Origin of the sequence: Streptomyces coffeae (assembly GCF_016741875.1) — a bacterium.
GTDB lineage: Bacteria > Actinomycetota > Actinomycetes > Streptomycetales > Streptomycetaceae > Streptomyces > Streptomyces coffeae.
In genome coordinates this window covers 63,728-77,184 of record NZ_JAERRF010000014.1, presented here as the reverse complement: position 1 = coordinate 77,184, position 13,457 = coordinate 63,728, and the positions used below count along the sequence as shown (strand labels likewise).

Sequence of the window (13,457 nt, the reverse complement as noted above, 5' to 3'; positions counted from 1 at the left end):
ATGTTCGCCGCAATTCCGGACTGAACGCTTCCGGGGGTGCGGCACGTACTGGAGTCCGAGAAGCCGGCACCGGGCGGGTGCCGGTCGCCAGGAAGGGCTCCCTCCCCATCTCCGCCCCGCAGGCCCCGGTCCCCCCATCCGGGGCCTGCGTCATGTCCGGGGCCGGACGGTCGAGTTACGGGCCGCGGGGTGCGGGGTCCCGCCCTCGCACCGGCGCAACTGCCCGGCGCGACGGGGCCGGTGGACACCCCCGGGCAGCCGGCTCAGTGCTTGTCGGCTCCGGGGCCGTCGGTGTACTTGGTGTCGGCGGCGGGGTCCAGTGCCAGCCGGTAGCCGCGTTTGACCACGGTCTGGATGAGCTTCGGGGCGCCCAGCGCCGTTCGCAGCCGGGCCATCGCCGTCTCCACCGCGTGCTCGTCGCGCCCGGAGCCCGGCAGCGCGCGCAGCAGCTCGGCACGGGAGACCACCCAGCCGGGGCGGCGTGCCAGGGTGCGCAGCAGGGCCATGCCCGCGGGCGGCACGGTGCGCAACTCGCCGTCGACGACCGCGGCATGGCCACGGATCTCCAGCCGCCGCCCGGCCACCGGCAACGGCCGTACCCGGCCGGGGAGTTCATGGCACAGCAGCTGGACGAGCGGTCCGAGCCGGAACCGTTCGGGCTGACTGGTGGGAATGGCGTGGGCCTCCAGCGGCAGCGCGGTCACCGGGCCGACGCACGCGGGCAGCACATCGTGGCGCAGCGCGTCGAGCAACTCCTCGCGCATCCCCCGCTGTTCGGCCCGGTCCAGCAGGCTCGCGGCGGCGGGGGCGCTGGTGAAGGTGACGGCGTCCAGGGCACGGGCGACGGTGGCGTCCAGCAGCCGGTCCACGGGGCCGATGTCCTCCGGCGGCATCCAGCGGTAGACCGGCACCCCGACCACCTCCGCTCCCCCGGCGCGCAGCGACTCCACGAAGCCGGGCAGCGGTTCGCCGTGCAGCTGGACGGCGATCCGGCGGCCGTCGACGCCCTCCTCCAGCAGCCGGTCCAGTACCTCGGCCATCGACTCCGAGGCCGGTGACCACTCCTCGGTGAGCCCGGCGGCGCGGATCGCGCCGCGCACCTTGGGCCCGCGGGCCAGCAGCCGGACGCCGCGCAGCCGGTCGAGCAGGGCCTCCCCAAGACCCCAGCCGTCGGCCGCCTCGACCCAGCCGCGGAAGCCGATGGCGGTGGTCGCCACGACCACGTCGGGGGCGTGGTCGAGCAGGTGCTTGGTGGCCGCGAGCAGCTCGGAGTCGTCGGCGAGCGGGACGATGCGCAGCGCGGGCGCGTGCATCACCTCGGCGCCGCGGCGCCGCAGCAGGGCCCCGAGCTCGTCCGCCCGGCGGGCCGCGGTGACACCGACGGTGAACCCGGCCAGCGGGCCCACGGGGGCGTCCCCGGCGGTCCCCCCGGGGGCCGGAGGACGACGGACGGGGGTGCCGCCCGCCGCGGTGGTCTGGTCTCGGTGCATGGCTCTCGTCCCGATTCACTGTCGTATGCGCGCCTCCGGACTCCGCATCCTGCCGCCGTCCCATGACGGTCGCGGTTCGCGGAGGTTACCCAGGTGTAACGGGGTGTACGACCGGTGGCTTCCCACCGGCCGCACTTCCCCCGCGCGGGCCACGGACCCATGGGGCCGTCAGCCGTGGGCCCGCGGCTCAGATATCCGCGTAGGCGGGTTGCCGCCGACCCTGCGGATCATGCGTCCCGGCCGGCTGCGCACCGTCCCCGGCGGTGCCAGCCCCGTCCCCGGCCGCGGCGGACGGCGCCGCCGCGCGGGTGCCGCGCAGGTATACGGCCCAGGTGACCGCGGAGCACAGGGCGTAGAAGGCGAGGAAGGAGACGAAGGCGGGGGTGCCGGAGTGGCCGGTCAGGAACGCCTCCCGGAAGGCGAGGTTGATCCCCAGCCCGCCGATCGCGCCGACCGCCCCGATCAGCCCCATCGCCGCGCCGGACAGCCGCCGCCCGTAGGCCGCGGCCCGCTCCCCCGTCAGACCCCGGGCGACGGCCTTCGCCTGGAAGATGCCCGGGATCATCTTGTAGGTGGAGCCGTTGCCCAGACCGCTGAGGACGAACAGGGCGATGAACCCGGTGAGGAAGATCCCCAGGGAGCGCTGGGCGGAGGCGTAGACGACCACGAGGGTCGCGGCGGCCATGGCGGCGAAGTTCACCAGCGTGATCCGCGCCCCGCCGTAGGTGTCGGCGAGCCGCCCGCCGATCGGGCGGATGAGCGAGCCGAGCAGCGGGCCGATGAAGGTGAGCGAGGCGGCCTGGAGCGGGGTGCGGTCGAACTGGTTCTGGAGCACCAGACCGAAGGCGAAGCTGTAGCCGATGAACGAGCCGAAGCTGCCGACGTAGAGCAGCGCCATGATCCAGGTGTGCGGGTCGCGGGCCGCCTCCCGGACCGCCCCGGTGTCATTGCGCACCGGCGCCAGGTTGTCCATGAACAGCGCCGCGAGCACCGCCGCCACCACGACGAGCGGGATGTAGACGGCGAGCACGATCCGCGGATGGGCGGCTCCGGCCGTACCGATGACCAGCAGGCCGACGAGCTGGATCACGGGCACGCCGATGTTGCCGCCCCCGGCGTTGAGGCCGAGCGCCCAGCCCTTCTTGCGCAGCGGGTAGAAGGAGTTGATGTTGGTCATGGAGGAGGCGAAGTTCCCGCCGCCCACCCCGGTGAGCGCCGCGACCACCATGAACGTGGTGTACGAGGTGCCGGGCTCCATCACCACGGCGGCGGCGACGGCCGGGACGAGCAGCAGCGCGGCGCTCACCACCGTCCAGTTGCGCCCGCCGAAGCGGGCCACCGCGAAGGTGTACGGCACCCTCAGCACTCCGCCGACCAGGGTCGGTATCGCGACCAGGAAGAACTTCCCGGCCGGGTCCACGCCGTACTCGGGGCCCATGAACAGGACCATCACCGACCACAGGCTCCACAGAGAGAAGCCGATGTGCTCGGAGAGGATGGAGAAGACCAGATTGCGGGTGGCGGTCCGGCGGCCGGTCTCCCGCCAGAAGGTCTCGTCCTCCGGGTCCCACTGCTCGATCCAGCGGCCCCCCTTGCGTGCGGTGGTGGTCGGGGCAGTCATCGCGGCGCCTCCACGGTGCTCGGTGTCACTGCCCGACGCTAGGGACGGCGCATTACCGACCTGTGGCGGCAGGTGACACCGGCGAAACCTTGCTCTCACCCGGCGGGGCGCGAGGCGGTGAGGGCGCGCGGGCGGAAGCGTTCCGGGGTCGCCCGGGGCGGTGGCACCTACGCCGTCCCATACGCGGCGCGGGGCCGCACCCGGTAGCGTGCCTGTGCACCACCCGCCCCGGCCGCCCCTCCGGAGGACCGTATGAGCACACAGCCGGATCAGCCGTACGACCCCCTGCCCGGACAACCGGCCGACACCCCGGAAGCGCTGCGCGCGGCAGTGGCGCGCATCGCGCCGTCATCGCTGGCCGCCTTCGACGCCGAGCGCGCGGAAGCCCTGCGTGAGGCGCGCGCGGAAGTGAGCGCGGCGCCGCTGCGCCGGTTCACCCGGCAGTGGTCGGTCTATGTGGCGATCGCCCGACACCCTGCACGCGCCGAGCGACTGCGCACCCTCGAGACGCTCGTGGCGAGCTCGGACGACATCGTCCAGGTCCGCGAGGCCGCCACCGAGATCGGCCGGATCCTGGATGCCGCGTTCGCCGAGGCCGGGGTGAAGCGAGGAGACGCGTGAGCGACGCGTGGCGCTGGGAGTACGACCCCGACGAGGCTCATGTCGTCGCCGGACTGCCCGGCCACCTGATCACCGAAGTCGAGCGCATCGCGAACGAGTTGACCGAACTCGCGGCCCTGGGCGTCGATGTCACCGACATCGGCAAGGGGCCCCAGGCAGGCGTGCCGGGCGGGCTGCGGCGCCTCGGCATCGGCGGCGACGGATGGCTCTACTTCCTCGCCGTGCCACGTCTGCGGTTCATCATCATCACCCGTGTTGTTCCGCCGTACGCGGATCTCTGAGAGCCGAGCCTGCCTCCGGGCGCGGGAGCCAGGCGTTACGGGGGTGGTCCAGCCAGCGGTGGCGGGCGCCGAGGTCATGGGCGGCGGTGAGCAGGGCGGTCAGGCCGGGGTGGCGCAGGCCCTTGCGCCAGACGATGGAGACCGGTGAGAGCGGCACCGGGTCGATGAGCGGGCGCAGCACCGTACCGGGCAGGTCGATGAACACCTCGCTCGCCAGCACCGACCAGCGCCGTTTGGTCACCACCCGGATGAACTCCGCGTCGCCCTCGATCTCCGGGAACGGTTCGGCCATCGCGATCCCCCGCCCCGCGAACAACTGCCCGGCCAGATCCGTCCACTCGGCGGTGGCGGCGTTGCCCGCCGCGGCGTAGAGGGTCTCCCCCGCGAGCGCGGCCAGCGGGATCCGCTCCCGGTGGGCGAGCGGATGGTCCTCGCGCAGCACGACGGCGATCCGTTCGTAGCGCACCGGGCGGTGCTCAAGACCGGCCAGCACGGCCGGGTCCAGCCCCCGGGCGCGGCCGAAGGAGACGTCCAGGCGCCCGTCGAGCAGTTCGACGGCGGCGCCGGTCAGCCCGCTGTGGTAGCGGGCCACCAGTTCGGTGTCGGCGGTGAGCCGCCGCCGCGCCTCGTCCAGCACCCGGCTGCCGGTGCTGACCGGGGCGCCCACGTCCACCAGCAGCGGACGGCCGGTTCCGCCGCCCACGGCGGCGGCCAGCTCGTCCTGCGCCGCCAGCACCCGCCGCGCGTACGGCAGCAGCCGCTCGCCCTCCGCGGTCAGCGCGACCTGACGGGTGGTACGGACGAACAGCTCCGCGCCGAGCTCCCGTTCCAGCCGCCGGATGTCGCGGCTCAGCGCCTGCTGTGCCACGTAGAGGCGGGCGGCGGCACGCGTGAAGTGCAGCTCGTCGGCGACGGCGGCGAAGGCCCGCAGCAGCCGCGGTTCGATGTCCCGGTTCACTCCTCCATATTGACAACCCATATGCGTCAATGGGGCCCGATCAGGTGTTGGACGGGGCACAGGGGCGGCCGGGACCGTAAAGGGGTGATCCTTTTCCTTGCCTCCCGGCCCGTCGTCCGCCGTGTTCCGCCGCCGCCCCGGCGCCGGGCCCGTCGTCGTCGCCCGGCCCGCGCCCCGGCGTTCCTCGCCCCGTACGGACGGCTCTTCGCCGCCCCCGGTGCCCTGGCCTTCACGCTGGCGGCGTTGGTCGGACGGCTGCCGGGGGCGATGCTCGGCGTCGCCCATGTGCTCATGATCGCCATGGCGCGGGACTCCTACGCGCTGGCGGGCGCCGTCTCGGCGACCGGGGTGGCGGTCACGGCGCTGACCGGACCGCTGCTCGGGCGACTGGTGGACCGGTACGGACAGGCGAGGGTCGCGGTGCCCGCCGTGGTGGTGTTCGCGCTGGGCGCCACCGCGATGGTGCTGTGCGTCCACCACGACGCCCCGGCCTGGGCGCTGTTCCTGTGCGCGGCGGGCTCCTCCGGTGTCCCCAGCCTCGGTTCGATGACCCGCGCCCGCTGGGCCGCGCTGCACCACGACAACGCGGCCGCCCGGCACACGGCCGCCTCGTTCGAGCAGGTCGTGGACGAGGTGTGCTTCATGGCGGGCCCGGCACTGGCCATGGTGCTGTGCACGGCGGTCTTCCCGGAGGCCGGGCTGCTCACGGCGGCGGTGCTGCTGGTGACCGGCACCCTGCTGTTCGCCGCCCAGCGCCGCACCGAGCCGCCGCCGCACCCGCGGCCCGCCGCCGGGGAGCGCGCCGTCCCGCTGACGCGCACCCCGGGGGTGCGGGCCCTGCTGCTCACCTTCCTGGCGACGGGCGCGGTGTTCGGCTCCATGGAGGTCGCGACGGTCGCCACCGTACGGTCCCTCGGCGGCGCCTCCGTAAGCGGCGCCGTCCTCGCCCTCCAGGCGGCCGGATCGTGCGTGGCGGGGCTGGTCTTCGGGGCGCTTCCGCTGCGGGGTTCGCTGTCCGCCCGCTTGGTGGCGGGCGTGGCCGCCATGGCCGTGGCCGTCCTTCCGCTGCTGGCGGCGGACAGCCTGGTGGCCCTGGCCCCGCTGCTCTTCCTGGCGGGCATGGCCACGGCGCCCACGATGATCACCGGGATGTCCCTGGTCCACCGACTGGTCCCGGCCGCCCGTCTCAACGAGGGGATGACCACGGTCTACACCGGCCTGCTCATCGGCATCTCCGCGGGCGCGGCGGCAGGCGGCTGGGCCGCCGACCACCTGGGCACCGTCTCCGCCTACGCCACCCCCGCCACAGCCGCCACCCTGGCCCTGACCGCGGCCCTCGCGGGCCGACGCGCCACCCGACGCCGGGCCGGAGTGGTGGTCTGACGGGCCGTTGCCCCGGCGACGGTGTCCGCCCGGGGCCCGGGGCGCCCCCTCATCCCCGGCCGGGAGGCCCCACCGCTGGGCCGATGGGGGCAACGCGCGGGTGTGGGGAGCGCGGGTGGGTGGTGGGCGGCGCTACGGTGCGGTTTTCGCGCCCGGACGTCGAACCGCCGCTACCCGAGGGGACGTACGTGTTCGTGACAGGCACCGCCGCCCGGCCACACCGCCGCCGCGCGGCCCTCCGCGCACTCGCCGCATCCGCCCTGGCCGCCGCCCTGTTGACCGGCTTACCACCCGCAGGCCCGACCCCGGCCGGGGCGCAGACCGGCCTTCCGTTCCGCGATCCGCGGCTGCCGCTGCGCGAGCGCGTGGACGATCTGCTGGACCGGCTCACCCTGGACGAGAAGATCTCCCTGCTGCACCAGTACCAGCCCGCCATCCCCCGCCTCGGCATCCGGTCGTTCAAGACCGGCACCGAGGCCCTGCACGGGGTGGCCTGGCTGGGCGAGGCCACCGTCTTCCCGCAGGCCATCGGGCTCGCCTCGGCCTGGGACCCCGCGCTGATGCGGCGGGTCGGCTCTGCCGTGGGCGACGAGACCCGCGGCTTCCAGCGGGAGCGTCCGCCGGGCTGGGGACTCAATGTCTGGGCACCGGTGGTCAATCTGCTGCGCGATCCACGCTGGGGCCGCAATGAGGAGGGCTACTCCGAGGACCCGTTCCTGACCGGCGCCATCTCCACCGCGTACGGCAAGGGGCTGGAGGGCGACGACCCCGGCCACCTCAAGACCGCGCCCACTCTCAAGCACTACCTCGCCAACAACAACGAGGTGAACCGCACCACCACCTCCTCCGACCTCCGCCCCCGCGTCAAGCACGAGTACGACGAGGAGGCGTTCCGGCCCGCGATCGCCGCCGATGCCGCGACCGGAGTGATGTCGGCGTACAACCTGGTCAACGGCCGCCCCAACACGGTCAATCCGGATCTGAACCACACCGTGCGCCGCTGGACCCAACGCGATCTGTTCCATGTCACCGACGCCCAGGCGCCGGGCAATCTGCTGCCCGGGGTGCAGAACTACTACGCCACCCCCGCCGAGGCGGATGCCGCCGCCCTGAAGGCGGGCATCGACAGCTTCACCAACGACAACACCGACCCCGGCCCCACCCGGGCCGCGCTCCGCAGCGCGCTGGACCAGGGGCTGATCACCGTCGCGGAGGTGGACCGCGCCGTCCGCCACGTCCTCTCCCTCCGTATCCGGCTGGGCGAGTTCGACCCCGGCGGCGGTCCCTACGGCGACATCGGCCCGTCGGTCATCAACAGCCCGGCCCACCGCGCGCTGGCGCGGGAGACGGCGGCCAAGGCGATGGTGCTGCTGAAGAACCACAACAGGACCCTGCCGCTGGATCCGGCGCGGACCCGGCGGGTCGCGGTCGTCGGTCCGCTGGCCGACACCCTCTACACCGACTGGTACTCCGGCACCCCGCCCTACAAGGTCACACCGAAGAAGGGCATCGCCGAGCGGCTGGCGAAGTCCGGTTCCGGCACCGTCACCAGCCGCGAGGGCGTGGACCGCATCGCGCTGCGGAACGCGGCGAACGGCCGCTACATCACCGCGGGCGGCGGCGCCGCCGGGGCCCCGCTCAAGGAGAGTGCCACCCCGTCCGGGGCGGCCGAGCAGTTCGACGTCTTCGACTGGGGCGGCGGGGTGGTGGCCCTGCGGGCCGTGGCCAACGACCGGTACGTCGGACTGCACGAAGGCGGCACCTTCGTCAACGACCAGACCGAGCCCAACGGCTGGTTCGTCCAGCAGCAGTTCCGGCTGGAGCGGCAGCCCGACGGCAGGTATCTGCTGCGCTACGCGGGCTATGACGCACAGGAGAGCTGGTTCGGCGACAAGAAGTACCTCGCGGCGCGCGAGGACGGCACCCTCGCCCTCGTCACCGCCGAGAACGCCACCCGCTACACGCGGGAGGTCCGGCGCGACGGGGCGCGGGAGGCGGCCGAGGCGGCGCGCGGCGCGGACGCCGCGGTCGTGGTCGTCGGTTCGATGCCGCTCATCAACGGCAAGGAGGACCACGACCGCACCGACATGGGGCTCGCCCGGCAGCAGGAGAGGATGGTCAGGGCGGTCAAGCGGGCCAACCCGCGCACCGTCGTGGTGGTCGAGAACAGCTACCCCACCACCCTCAACTGGGAGAAGGCGCACGCCCCGGCGCTGCTGTGGACCACCCACGCGGGCCAGGAGACCGGCCATGGCCTCGCCGACGTCCTCTTCGGCGGGGTGAACCCGGCCGGTCGGCTCACCCAGACCTGGTACCGCTCGCAGCGGGACCTGCCGGGCATCCTCGACTACGACATCATCCGCTCCGACCGCACCTACCAGTACTTCCGCGGCCGTCCGCTCTACCCCTTCGGCCACGGCCTGTCGTACACCGACTTCCGCTACGGCCAGGTGAAGCGGGTCCCGGGCGGGGTCGAGGTCCCGGTCACCAACACCGGGTCCCGGGCGGGCGACGAGGTCGTCCAGCTCTACACCCACCAGCGGGTCTCCCGGGACAAGCAGCCGCGGCTGCGGCTGCGGGCGTTCCGGCGGGTGTCGCTGGAGCCCGGCGGGACGAAGACGGTCCGGCTGCCGCTGCGCACCGCCGATCTGGCGCACTGGGATGTCACCCGGGGCCGGTGGGTCGTGGAGAGCGGTGTCCACGACCTGATGGTGGGCGCCTCCTCGGCCGATATCCGCACCCGCACGACGTGGACGGTACGGGGCGAGACGATCCCGGCCCGCGATCTGTCACGGCGCACCCGGGCGGCGGACTTCGACGACTACACGGGCACCCGGCTGGTCGACGCCGCCAAGGTGCGCGGTGACGCGGTCGCCTCGGGCCCGCACGGCGGCCGCCTCGTCTTCCGCGACGCGGACCTGGGCGGCGGCGCGTCGGTCTTCACCGTACGGGCGGCGAAGGAGACCCCGGGCGCGTCCACGGTGGAGGTCCGCCTCGGCTCCCCGACCGGCCCGCTCGCCGCCACGGCCCGCGTCCCGAGCACGGGCTCCCGCTACACCTACCGCACGGTGACCGCCCGCCTGACCGCCGCCGCGGGCCGCCGCGATGTCCACCTGATCCTCGGCAAGGGGCTGCGCCTCAGCACGTTCTCGCTCCGCTGAGGAAGCGGGCGCAGCCCGCGTCCGGGGCCCCGGCCCCGGACGCGGCACCTGCGGGACCGCGGCCGCCCGGCTCGGCCCGGCTCAGCGCTCCGCGGGAAGTGCCGCGAGGTGCCGTCATTCGTCCGCGGCTGCGTCGTGGCTGGTCGCCCACGCGGCGGAGCCGCACATCGACACAGCCGCGGCGGAGCCGCACATCGGCACAGCCCCGCGCCCCTTCGGGGCGCACCCGAACCGCACCGGACTTCAGCGAGGCGCCGCCGGGCGGCGGCAGCGACGCCCGGCGGCGTCCCGGTACTCGGCGCGCCGAGCGCGCCTCAGCAGGGGCGCGGCTTGACCCAGGCGCATTCCAGGCTCTGGGGCACGCCCGATCGGACGGCGCGGGGGCGGGTCGCCGACGCGCCGTCCTTGCCGGACTTCGCCAGCGTGACCACGATCGCGTCCTCCAGGCTCTTCACCGACGGCGCGAGGAAGTTGTTGAGCACCACGCTGTAGACCAGTTCCCTGCCGTCCGCGTCGGTGACGTATCCGGAGAGCGCGGAGGCACCGGTCAGGGTGCCGGTCTTGCCGCGCGCGTTGCCCGCGGCCGGGGTGCCGCACATCCGTGAGCGCAGGGTGCCGCCCACGAGGCGGTCGGGGTCGCAGGCCACCGGCAGCGAGGCGTACCAGTCGGCGTACCAGGACTGGTGCCGTACCGCGAGCAGCAGTTCGCTGAAGTGCCCGGCCGCCACGTTGTCCATCCGGGACAGCCCCGAACCGTCCACCTGACGCAGTGTGCCGACGTCCACGCCCTGCTTCTTCAGCCAGTCGGAGACGCCGGCCAGACCGGCGGTCCAGGTGCCGCGCCCCGCCGTCTTGTCGCCGATGGCCTTGGTGAGCACCTCGGCGTGGATGTTGTTGGACAGCTTCATGAACGGGATCAGCAGTCGCTTCAACGGCATGGAGCGGTGGGTGGCGAGCGGCCGGGCGCCGTCCGGGGTGGCCCGGCCCAGCCGGGTGTCCCCGGCGACACGCACGCCGTGCCGTTCCAGCGCGTCGGCGAAGACGGCGGCGGCATAGCCGGTGGGCTCCCAGACGCTGACCCACTCCTTGGCGGGCGCCGCCCCGGCGGGGACGCTGCCGCTGAGGGTGATGGTGTTGGAGCCGTGGCCCCGCTCGACGGTGAGGGTGCTGCCACTGCCCGCGGCACCGGTGGTGGCGCGGTTCACGACGCGTACGTACGAGGTCTTCGGGGTGAGCGTGACCGTCGGCCGGGCGCCGGGCCGGGCGCCCGGGGAGGTCTCGACGATGACGCTGCCCGCGTCGTAGTCGGTGTCCGGCGCCACGCTCAAGGCCGAGATCTGGGCCGCGTAGTACGACGACTCGTCGTCGGCGGCCCAGGAGCGGCCGACCCGCTGGGCGTCGAACCGGGTGTCGTCGGCGATCAGCCGCCCGGTCACCCGGCGGATCCCGGCGTCCGCGACCGACCTGGCCAGCCGCTCGTAGTCGGCGGCGAGCAGCGTCGGATCGCCGCTGCCGCGCAGATAGAGATCGCCGCGGAGTACCCGGCCGTGGCGGGTGCCGTCGGTCAGCACATCGGTGCGGAAGCGGTGTTCGCGGCCGAGCACCCCCATGGCGGCGGCGGAGGTGAGCAGCTTGGTGTTGGAGGCGGGTATCAGCCGGTCGTCGGGCCGGTGCCGGTAGAGCACGGCACCGCTCTTGGCGTCGGCGACCACCACCCCGGCGGCGCCGCCCTTCAGCAACGGGTCGTCGAGGATGGTGTCGATGGCCCCACCGAGTCCGGGGCGGGAGGTGTCCGCACCGGCCGGGGAGCTCCAACTGAGCGTGCAGGCCAGCCCGATGACAATGGACCAGATCCAGGCGCGCGTACGGCGGTTCACACGACTCTCGGGTCTCCTCATGCCATGGGAGGATCCCGCACCGCGGACCGTGGCGACAGTACGCCGCACAGCGCCGCGGGTCAGTCCCGGCGCAGCAGCGTGGCGATGACCGACTCCAGATGACGGGTCCAGTCCTCGTCGACCGGAAGCGCCTGGGGCACCGCGTGGATCAGCTGGGTATGCCCGAGGAAACCGGCGTAGGCCAGCAGGCCCCGGCGGCGCGCGTCGTCCGGCGGAAAGCCCAGTTCGGTGAAGAGCTGCGCCAGATAGCCGATCCTGCGCTCGCTCACCCGCCCCAGCACCGCGGCGACCTGCGGATGGGCGGCGGTGGCCAGCAGGGAGACCTCGAGCGGGTCCTTCGCGACGGCCTCGGTCGCCTCCGCGAACAGCCTGCGCAGCCGTCGCTCGGGATCCGGTTCGCTCGCCAGCCTGGCGATGATCGCCTCGGTGGAGGTCTCCTCCCAGCGGGCGAGCGCGGCCTCGATCAGCGCCTCCCGATGGGGGAAGTGCCAGTAGAAGCTGCCTTTGGTGGCTCCCAGCCGGGCGGCCAGCGGTTCGACGGCGACGGCCGCGAGCCCGCCTTCGCCGATCGCGGTGAGCGCCGCGTCCGCCCAGTCCCCCGCGCTCAATCGCCGCTTCGCGCCGCCGCTTCGGGGGGCCCTCGCTCGCCGCTCCACCATGACCATACGGTACCGTACGGCAAAACATACGGCAGCGTATGGAGGTGCACGGTACCCATGCGTACGGTCCGCAACATCCACGAACGCACCATCGATGCTTCAGCGGAAGCGGTCGGAGCCCTGCTCGACCGACTCTCCTCCGAGCACGATCCGATCTGGCCGACCCCGGCTTGGCCGCCGATGCGCTTCGACCGCCCGCTCGGCGTCGGCGCCGAGGGCGGCCACGGCTTCGTCCGCTACACGGTCACGGCCTACGAGCCGGGCCGACGGATCCGGTTCGACTTCCCGTCGGACGAGGGCGGCTTCCATGAACTGACCGTGGAGCCGCTGGATCCCGGCCGGTGCCGGGTCCGCCATGTACTGGAACAGCGGCAGCGCAGCGCGCAGCGACTGGTGTGGGCGCTGGCCATCCGGTGGGCGCACGACATCGTGGTCGAGGAGATCTTCGACAACATCGAGCGGGTGGCGGCCGGGACGCACCGGGCTCCCCTCCTCTGGTCGCCGTATGTCCGGCTGCTCCACCGGCTGCTGTGGGACCAGCCCGTCGCGGCACCGGTCCCGGCCGGTGCCCGGCTGGCCCGCGCGGCCTTCGAGCGGACCGACTTCTCCGACGCCTGGCGGATGGAGCTCCACCCGGGGATGCCGCGGGACCCGGAGGCATGGCGGGGTGTGCTGCGGGGCGCCTCCTTCCCCGTCAAGGGCCGCGCGGACGGCGAGGTGCTGCTGGGCGAGGACGCCGGACATCTGGATTTCCGGGCGTCCATCCTCGTCGAGTCCGGCCATGTCACGCTCAGCACGGTCGTACGGACGCACAACACGCGCGGGCGCCTCTACTTCGGCGTGGTCAGGCACATACACCCGGCCATGGCCCGCATGATGCTCCGCCGCACCCACCGCAGACTGGCGCTGGCCGCGCCGAGCACCGGAGAACGCGCCCTGCGGGCGGGGTGGCGGGGCTGATCAGAACGACGAGGGCCCCGCCTTTCGGCGGGGCCCTCGTCGTACATGGGATGAGTGGAGATGGCGGGAATCGAACCCGCGTCCACCGGTGCGGAAACAGGGCTTCTCCGAGCGCAGTCCGCTGTGCTTTTCTCGGCCCCGGAGATCACACGGACAAGTCTCCGACGGGCTCAGTCACTGTTTGTTTTCCCGCTACGCCCCGTGACCGGGCTTAGCGGTTTAGTTCCCTAGCTGATGCCAGGATCCGGGTCGGGAACATCCCCGGGCTGACACTTCGCAAGTCGCTACTTAGGCAGCGAGGGCGAAGGAATCGCGCTTGGTGTTGGCGATTATTGGTTGCGACATATGGTTTACGAGATCATTGCCGCTTCCTCGGCTCGCTTCCCCTGCTTCGACAGCCGCTGTCGAAACCGATCATCCCCATG

10 protein-coding genes and 1 other RNA gene are annotated in these 13,457 nt (G+C 73.4%); 5 read left to right on the top strand and 6 right to left on the bottom strand.

Annotation, left to right across the window (positions count from 1 at the left end; translation table 11 throughout):
- Nucleotides 1-263: 263 nt before the first annotated feature.
- Both JK363_RS23445 and JK363_RS23440 read right to left on the bottom strand, forming a co-directional pair.
- Entirely contained in the window at nt 264-1,490 is a 1,227-nt protein-coding gene (locus tag JK363_RS23445; RefSeq protein WP_236076048.1) for a uroporphyrinogen-III synthase, read from the bottom strand.
- A gap of 187 nt (nt 1,491-1,677) precedes the next feature.
- Entirely contained in the window at nt 1,678-3,111 is a 1,434-nt protein-coding gene (locus tag JK363_RS23440; protein ID WP_201877015.1) for a nitrate/nitrite transporter, read from the bottom strand.
- Between the two features lie 252 nt (nt 3,112-3,363).
- Here JK363_RS23440 and JK363_RS23435 point away from each other — a divergent pair, with 252 nt between their 5' ends.
- The gene (locus JK363_RS23435; RefSeq protein ID WP_201877014.1) at nt 3,364-3,732 is read left to right on the top strand and encodes a DUF6247 family protein; all 369 of its coding nucleotides are present in this window, start codon (nt 3,364-3,366) and stop codon (nt 3,730-3,732) included.
- Nucleotides 3,729-4,013 (top strand): hypothetical protein, encoded by a 285-nt coding sequence (locus JK363_RS23430; RefSeq protein ID WP_201877013.1) that lies wholly within the window; start codon nt 3,729-3,731, stop codon nt 4,011-4,013. The genes JK363_RS23435 and JK363_RS23430 overlap by 4 nt, the downstream gene beginning before the upstream one ends.
- Here the strand turns inward: JK363_RS23430 and JK363_RS23425 are convergent.
- Nucleotides 3,979-4,992 carry a LysR family transcriptional regulator gene (locus JK363_RS23425; protein ID WP_201877012.1) on the bottom strand — a complete coding sequence of 338 codons (1,014 nt, stop codon included), beginning with the start codon at nt 4,990-4,992 and terminating at the stop codon, nt 3,979-3,981. The genes JK363_RS23430 and JK363_RS23425 overlap by 35 nt on opposite strands.
- 63 nt (nt 4,993-5,055) lie before the next feature.
- Here JK363_RS23425 and JK363_RS23420 point away from each other — a divergent pair, with 63 nt between their 5' ends.
- Together JK363_RS23420 and JK363_RS23415 are read left to right on the top strand one after the other, a co-directional pair.
- Nucleotides 5,056-6,354, top strand: coding sequence for an MFS transporter (locus tag JK363_RS23420; protein ID WP_307821840.1), 1,299 nt, complete (start codon nt 5,056-5,058; stop codon nt 6,352-6,354).
- Nucleotides 6,355-6,542: 188 nt separating this feature from the next.
- Nucleotides 6,543-9,515 (top strand): glycoside hydrolase family 3 C-terminal domain-containing protein, encoded by a 2,973-nt coding sequence (locus JK363_RS23415; RefSeq protein ID WP_443726305.1) that lies wholly within the window; start codon nt 6,543-6,545, stop codon nt 9,513-9,515.
- Between the two features lie 314 nt (nt 9,516-9,829).
- On the opposite strand, the gene dacB is transcribed toward JK363_RS23415, so the two are convergent.
- A complete protein-coding gene (gene dacB, locus JK363_RS23410; protein WP_201877008.1) occupies nt 9,830-11,413 on the bottom strand; it encodes a D-alanyl-D-alanine carboxypeptidase/D-alanyl-D-alanine endopeptidase in 1,584 nt (527 codons plus the stop codon).
- Between the two features lie 59 nt (nt 11,414-11,472).
- The gene (locus JK363_RS23405; protein ID WP_201877007.1) at nt 11,473-12,078 is read right to left on the bottom strand and encodes a TetR/AcrR family transcriptional regulator; all 606 of its coding nucleotides are present in this window, start codon (nt 12,076-12,078) and stop codon (nt 11,473-11,475) included.
- A 51-nt stretch (nt 12,079-12,129) separates the two neighbouring features.
- Here JK363_RS23405 and JK363_RS23400 point away from each other — a divergent pair, with 51 nt between their 5' ends.
- On the top strand, nt 12,130-13,032 hold the full coding sequence (locus JK363_RS23400; RefSeq protein ID WP_201877005.1) for a DUF2867 domain-containing protein: 903 nt from the start codon (nt 12,130-12,132) through the stop codon (nt 13,030-13,032).
- Nucleotides 13,033-13,084: 52 nt separating this feature from the next.
- Here the strand turns inward: JK363_RS23400 and ssrA are convergent.
- Nucleotides 13,085-13,454, bottom strand: a transfer-messenger RNA (tmRNA) gene (gene ssrA, locus JK363_RS23395).
- Between the last annotated feature and the right edge of the window lie 3 nt (nt 13,455-13,457).

Coding starts and splice junctions, on each gene's coding strand:
- JK363_RS23440 (WP_201877015.1), bottom strand. CDS start 3,111: ATGACTGCCCCGACCACCACCGCACGCAAGGGGGGCCGCTGGATCGAG.
- JK363_RS23445 (WP_236076048.1), bottom strand. CDS start 1,490: ATGCACCGAGACCAGACCACCGCGGCGGGCGGCACCCCCGTCCGTCGT.
- JK363_RS23400 (WP_201877005.1), top strand. CDS start 12,130: ATGCGTACGGTCCGCAACATCCACGAACGCACCATCGATGCTTCAGCG.
- JK363_RS23405 (WP_201877007.1), bottom strand. CDS start 12,078: ATGGTCATGGTGGAGCGGCGAGCGAGGGCCCCCCGAAGCGGCGGCGCG.
- JK363_RS23435 (WP_201877014.1), top strand. CDS start 3,364: ATGAGCACACAGCCGGATCAGCCGTACGACCCCCTGCCCGGACAACCG.
- JK363_RS23425 (WP_201877012.1), bottom strand. CDS start 4,992: ATGGGTTGTCAATATGGAGGAGTGAACCGGGACATCGAACCGCGGCTG.
- dacB (WP_201877008.1), bottom strand. CDS start 11,413: ATGAGGAGACCCGAGAGTCGTGTGAACCGCCGTACGCGCGCCTGGATC.